Source organism: Chitinibacter sp. ZOR0017, from assembly GCF_000799095.1.
Classification (GTDB): Bacteria; Pseudomonadota; Gammaproteobacteria; order Burkholderiales; family Chitinibacteraceae; genus Chitinibacter; species Chitinibacter tainanensis.
The window spans coordinates 1-6,522 of sequence record NZ_JTLG01000024.1; the positions used below are offsets into that span (position 1 = coordinate 1).

General features: G+C 56.3%; 3 protein-coding genes and 1 pseudogene. 2 read left to right on the forward strand and 2 right to left on the reverse strand.

All coding sequences use genetic code 11. The features are described from left to right. Positions 1 to 3,226: Ig-like domain-containing protein (locus tag L991_RS09805; protein WP_047394755.1), on the forward strand; the 3,226-nt coding region annotated here is incomplete at its 5' end. Positions 3,227 to 3,544: 318 nt separating this feature from the next. Here the strand turns inward: L991_RS09805 and L991_RS09810 are convergent. Beyond that, positions 3,545 to 5,449, reverse strand: coding sequence for an EAL domain-containing protein (locus tag L991_RS09810; protein WP_047394758.1), 1,905 nt, complete (start codon positions 5,447 to 5,449; stop codon positions 3,545 to 3,547). Between the two features lie 10 nt (positions 5,450 to 5,459). Next, entirely contained in the window at positions 5,460 to 6,152 is a 693-nt protein-coding gene (locus L991_RS09815) for a transglutaminase-like cysteine peptidase (protein WP_081986621.1), read from the reverse strand. A 183-nt stretch (positions 6,153 to 6,335) separates the two neighbouring features. On the opposite strand from L991_RS09815, the pseudogene L991_RS09820 reads away from it, so the two are divergent. Beyond that, positions 6,336 to 6,522, forward strand: a pseudogene (locus L991_RS09820) (hypothetical protein); the annotation flags it as partial.

The following is a 6,522-nucleotide window of genomic DNA, read 5'->3' on the forward strand; positions in this document are numbered from 1 at the left end:
CGAAGTGTTCACCTACACCGTTCGCGATGCCGACGGCACCACCAGCAGCGCCAAACTGAGCATCACCATCAATGGCACGAACGACGCGCCAGTGTTGGATCTGGATGCCAGCGCTACGGGTACTGGTTACAGCACGAGCTATACCGAGAATGGCGCAGGTGTGGCCATTGCGGATACCGACTCACTGATTACCGATGTGGATAGCGCGAACTTGACCAAAGCGGTGATTACGCTGACTAATCCACAGCTTGGTGATCTGTTGACGGTGGGCACCTTGCCGGCTGGTCTTACCGCAAGCCAAACGCTGGCGAATGGCCAGGTCGTCATCACGCTCACAGGCCTTGCTAGTAAAGCCAATTACGAAACCGCGATTGAGGCCATCCGCTTTAGCTCCAGCTCGGATAACCCAAGCACGGTGGATCGCACGATCAACGTGGTGGTCAACGATGGTGCGCTTGATAGCAATGTGGCCGTGAGCACGATTAAAGTCACTGCCGTAAATGATGCGCCCACTCTGACTATCAATACGGCCGCGGTGAGCGTGTCTGAAGAAGGCCTATCGGGCGGCCTGAAAGATACGACCGGTACCAGCGATACGACTGACAGCACTACCGCTCAGGGCACTGTGACTTTTGGTGATGTAGATAGCGCTGCGGTGAGCTTGGCGCTCACGGCCCCAGCCGGGTTGAGCTCGGGTGGTGTGCCGCTAGTGTGGTCGGGTAATGGCACTACCAATCTGGTCGGCAGTGTGAATGGCAATCCCATCCTCACCATCAATATTGATTCGAGCGGTAAATACACCGTCACCTTGAACGGGCCCCTGGATCATGCCGGTAAAGGTGTGGAAGACGTAAACTCGTTTGACGTTACTGTGACGGCCAGCGATGGTAGCTTGAGCGCCAGCGGTAAATTCACGGTGAACGTTGAAGACGATATGCCGCTGGGTGTCAGCAAAACGGTTGATGTGCAAATGCCGTATGTGAATACCAATCTGGTTCTCACGCTGGACATCTCCGGCAGTATGAATGACCCAAGCGGGATTGCTGGCAAAACCCGCCTGCAGGTGGCCAAAGAGGCGCTCACCCAGCTGATCAATGACTATGACAATGTCGGTGACGTGAAAGTCATGCTGGTGACCTTTGGCAGCTCCGCCAGTGTTCGGGGTAGCACGACCTGGATTACCGCAGCAGAAGCGAAATCAGTGCTGGCGGCCTTAACTGCCAGTGGCGGTACCGATTACGATGCCGCCCTGCAGCAGGTTACCTCGCGTTACGATGACGCTGGCAAACTGCCTGGCGGACAGAATGTGGCCTATTTCTTCTCGGATGGCGTGCCAACCGAAGACAATGGCACCGGTAGCGTGGGGATTGTTGGGACAGAAATCACCAACTGGACCAATTTCCTCAACAGCAAAGACATCAACTCGCTGGCCATCGGCTTGGGTTCTGGTGTGAGTGGCACGAATCTGGATCCGCTGGCCTACAATGGCGTCGGCACTGGTACAGAGGCCAATGCGATTATCGTGACTGATCTGTCGCAATTGCCACCGATCCTGCGCGATACCGTGCTGACCCCCACATCGGGTCAGATTGCGGTGAGTGGTACTGCATCGAGCCTGTTTGGCGCCGATGGTGGGCATATTAACGATGTGACCGTCGATGGCATCAAATACACCTTTGACGCCACGGCGAATACCATCACCCCGTCGGCAACTAGCAATAAATACAGCTTCGATGCGACTAACCATGTCCTGAAAATCACCACTGCGCTGGGCGGCCTGTTTGTGGTTGATCTGGATGATGGTAAGTACACCTACACGCCACCCACTAACCTTACCGCCACTACCCAAGAGAAAATTGGCTACACGTTGATCGACAACGATGGCGATAAAGACACCTCGAATAGCATTCTGACCCTGAATGTCATTCCGCCACGTTACAACACGGCGCCAATCGCGGTAGATGATTACGCCTTTACCAAGCAAAATCAGGCAGTAACGGTGAATGTCTTGAGCAATGACCGCGATGCGCAGGGGGATGCCGTGACCATTATTGGTACCCCAACCGTACTGGCCGGCAATGGCACGGTGAGCAAAAATGCCGATGGCACGCTGACCTTTACCCCTAGCAATGGCTGGCTGGGTGAGGCGCAGATTGAATACACCATCAGCGATGGCTTTGGTGGCACGGATACGGCGATTGTTTTTGTGCGGGTGGTGCCACCCGATGCGGTGCTCAACGGTGCCGGTGACGGCGGGGTAGGGTCTTACTTTGTGCAAGGGCCTGAGTCTGGCGCCGGCAATGTGATTGATGTGGCGACTTCGGCTTACTTCAATGCCAATAATGTGCCGCAGGCCGGGGCGCAATATTCGTCCACCAGCACCGGCAATAGCCAAGTAATTCTCACCGGTGGCAGCAATGACCACGTTGAGGCTGGGGCCGGTAATGATCTGATCTACATGGGTGAAACCCAGAGTGCCAATAATTCGGTCCTCGAGGGGACGCTGGCCGAGTTCTATACCGGCGCGCGCAAAGATTTCCTTATGGCTGCCGATGGCACCTTGGCCACAACGGCTAATAACGACAAACTGGTGCAATCGATTGTGAACCAGATGCAGCCGGTGACCGATCTGGTGAATGCTGGCGCAGGGGATGACACCGTGTTTGGCGAAAACGGCTCCGATGCGCTGTATGGTGGTACCGGCAACGACAAGCTGTTTGGCGGCGCCGGGCTGGATATTCTGCGCGGTGGCGCTGGCAATGATTTGCTCGTCGGCGGTGCTGGCAATGATCTGCTGCGCGGTGATGCCGGCTCGGATGTCTTTAAATGGACCTTGGGCGATCAGGCCAGTACACCGGGGGCCACGGCTGCCGGGGCGGGCAATGTCTACGGTGTGGGCAGCACGGTGAATGTGGTGAACAATGCCACTGACCTGATTGTGGATTTTGACAAAACAGCTAATACCGGCGATGCGCTGGATCTGCGTGATCTCTTGCAAGGGGAAAACAGCGGTAATCTCACCCAGTATCTGCATTTCGAGAAATCGGGTAGCGATACCATTGTGCATATCAGCAGTGCGGGTAAATTCACCGGGCTGGCGGCCGATTACAAAGGCGCTGAAGATCAGACCATCATTCTGAAAAACGTCGATTTAGGCGCCACCGGCAGCAATGATCAAACGGTGATCCAAAACCTGTTGAACAATAAAAACCTGCTGACCGACTAAGCTTTCGTCACTGCATGCAAAAGCCCCCGTATCTACGGGGGCTTAGGCTGCTAGCAAAGTGGAATAACTAACATTCTTCAAGTCTCGGCACAGCCGAGACTGAGGAAATAAAGCTGTGAATCTACAGCCTTGGTGTTCTATTCCCACCCTCCCGTCCCTTCCTTGAGGGGGGCCTCGCTTCGCGAGTGGGGTTGGTCATCAATCTGAGCCCCCATAACACGGGGGCTTTTTTTGTGGGTAAGTTAATCGGCTTGCGTGGGTATATGGCTACAGATATTTTCAAATAAAGCTTGCAGCGATATACCCAGTTGCTGTTGCTTACTTATGCTGGGTAATTGGCCCGGTCGCGCCATGCAGGCCCAGCGCTTGCAGTTGTTGCCATTCGCCTTCGGTACGCACTAGCTCGGCCAGCGTGCGGATACCCAGTTTGCTGGCGATACCCACCATGGCTTTGACCAGATGCTGGTTGCCTTCGTGCTGATCAATTTCGTGCACAAAGCTGCCGTCGATTTTCAGGTAATGCAGCGGTAAATCATACAGCCGCGGCATGCTGCCAAACTGGCGGCCAAAGTGTTCGATCCCTACTTTGAGCCCCAGCTGATGCATTTCAGCGGCAAACGTCGCCAGCGACTCCAGATCTTGCCCCAAGCCCTGTTCGGCAATTTCCAGCCACAGCCGCTGGCGGGTGGCCAGCGTTTCGGCTTGGAGCAATTGCACCAGTTCACGGCGGAAGCGGCTGTCGCGCATCGATTGCGGCGCCACATTCACGGCCACATCATCAGGCTGCGCCGCCAGCAGCTCTAGCGCCAGCCGGATCGCGGCCAGATCAATGGCCGGCAGCAGATCAAAGCGCGCGGCAAAGGGCATAAACACCCCGGCGGACAATAACTCGTCGGTTTCCAGATCGGGCAGGCGCAACATCAGCTCGCGGTGCAACACTTTGCCCTGCCAATCAATCGCCGGGAAGCTATGCGCCACAAATTGCTGCTGTTCGATCGCCGTTTGCAGGCGGCTGCGCCATTCGGCGCTGGGTTTGCTGCTCTGGCTTGGCTGATGGGCGGCATCGGCCAGTGCATTGTGGGCATGCGCTTCGGCGCGGGCCAGCGCGGCATCGGTGCGGCCCAGCAATTCGCCCATGGTCTCGCCACGGCTGTAGTGGCTGTAGCCCAGATGCAGCAGATTGGTTTCGCTCGGTGCCAAGGCGCCCAGCTCGGCCAGCAGCTGTTCGGCCAGCGCCGTGCCATCGCTTAATTCGGGCGCCGCCAAGGCAAAATCGGCACCATTCAGCCGGGCTGCTACCCAGCCTTCGTGTTCGTCGGCCTGTTTGGCCAGCAAGCCAGCCAGCTCGGCCAGCAAGCGGTCGGTGGCTTCACGGCCGAGGTTGCGGTTAATTTGCCCCAGATCATGCAGGCGTAGCATTAGCAAATAGCCTTCTGGCGGGCTGTCTTCACCGCCCAGCAAGCTGGATAGCCGGCCCATAAAAAAGCTGCGATTGGCTAGGCCGGTTACCGGGTCGCGGTTGGCATCTTTTTTCAGCTGATCAATCCGCGCTGCCTGTTCGTCAAACATGGCTTTCACTTGCGCCACCATCACATTCATCGCCGCCGCAACGGGGCGCAGCTCGATATAGCGCGGCTCGGGCAGGGCGATAAAGCGGCGCTCGGTAATCGCGTGGGCTTGTTCGGTAATTTGGGTAATCGGCTTACGTATACGTGTGAGCACAAAGTGCATCAAGCCCCCGACAGCAATACCCCCGAGGAGCATCCAGATAAATAGTTTTTGCGCACTGCTCCACAGCGATTCATAGCCAAATTTGCTATGCGCGCGAATCTCGACCGAGCCAGCCTGTTTCCAGCCATTGCTGATCAGCGCCTGCCCCGACTGCACCTGAATCGGAAAGGCCTGCACAAACCAGTGCGGCACGTCGCTTGGCAGCTCTTTATTGCGTAATTCAATCAAGACCTTGTGATGCGGGTCGCGCACAATTAAGAGCTCGAAATGACCGGAATCAAACAGCGCGCTGCTCATGAGCTCCAGCATGGCTGGGTCGCCGCTTTGTTGTGACATCGACAGCGCCAGCGCCGCGGCGGTGTCATTGCTCTGGGTGTAGAGCTGGGTTTGCAGGTAATCCCGGGCACTGAGCGTGCTGACCAGCAAGGCGGCCACGAAAGCCAGCAGTGCCGAGCCAATAATCATGAGCCATACCTGGCGAAATAACGACATAGCCAAATCCTTAAAAATCAATCCCTTCGCTCTGCATGCGCAGCAAAACATCTTTCCAGCGTGACAGCCGGTCAATCGAGCCGGCCGGCTGGTTCCCTCCGCCGGTGAAAATCCCGGCCTGATTAAAACTAAATACCGGCACCAGATCTGGCCGGCGGCTGGCCGGGCGGATGTCGGTAATCAGGTTATCCAGAATCAAAGGCTCGGCGTCCGGGGTGGGGTAGTAGGTGAGCACCATATGCGCCTGAGTGACGGTGCTGTTGGCCCCGCCAATTTTGGCTTTGACATAGCTCATACGTAATTTTTCGGGTGCGACGCCCAATTCCTTGAGGGCGAAGTACTTGATGATGGCAAAGTCTTCGCAATCGCCGGCTTGTTTGCCGATGGTTTCCAGCGGCGTAGCCCAGTAGTCGGGGGCATTCCACAGCGCGCTATCGTCGGTGAAGGCCAGCTTGCGGTTGAAATACTCATTGACCCGTTTCAGCTTGTCCGGCTCGGCCGCGGCTTTCAGGCTACCGAGCAGGTTTTGCACTTCGCTCACGGTTTTGGCGGCATTCGCCCCGTATTTTTGCTGCGCAACTTTTAATAATTTATCGAAATCCCAATTCGACCACGCCGGCCAGCTGGCCAGCAGCAGGCCACCCAGGCTGAGGGCAAGCAGCAGGGGCCGCAGGCGTAGATAAAAAGGGCGGAGAGCCAGCATGGGAAATAAACGGAGCGTCGCTTCAGTCGCAAAAGCCCAGTATAAACGCCAGATTTATCAAGCGTGTGTATCTCGCTACAATCGCGCCAAAAAATACAGTTTGCAGCGGGCAATTCGGCTGGCTATCCAATTTGCAATTAGACTGAATCCATTCGATGAATGATTGCTGCTGGGGAAATGAGTATGAAATTGAAATTAAGTGTGGCCTGTACGTTGATTGCCTGGGCCACGGCAGCGGGCGCGGCCAGCCTGCAAGACGCTGTCGAGCAAACCATCCTCAAAAACCCTGAAGTGCGCATGAAATGGCTCAGCTACAAAGCCGCGGGCGAAGAGCAAAATGCCGCCAAAGGCAATTACTATCCGCGCGTCG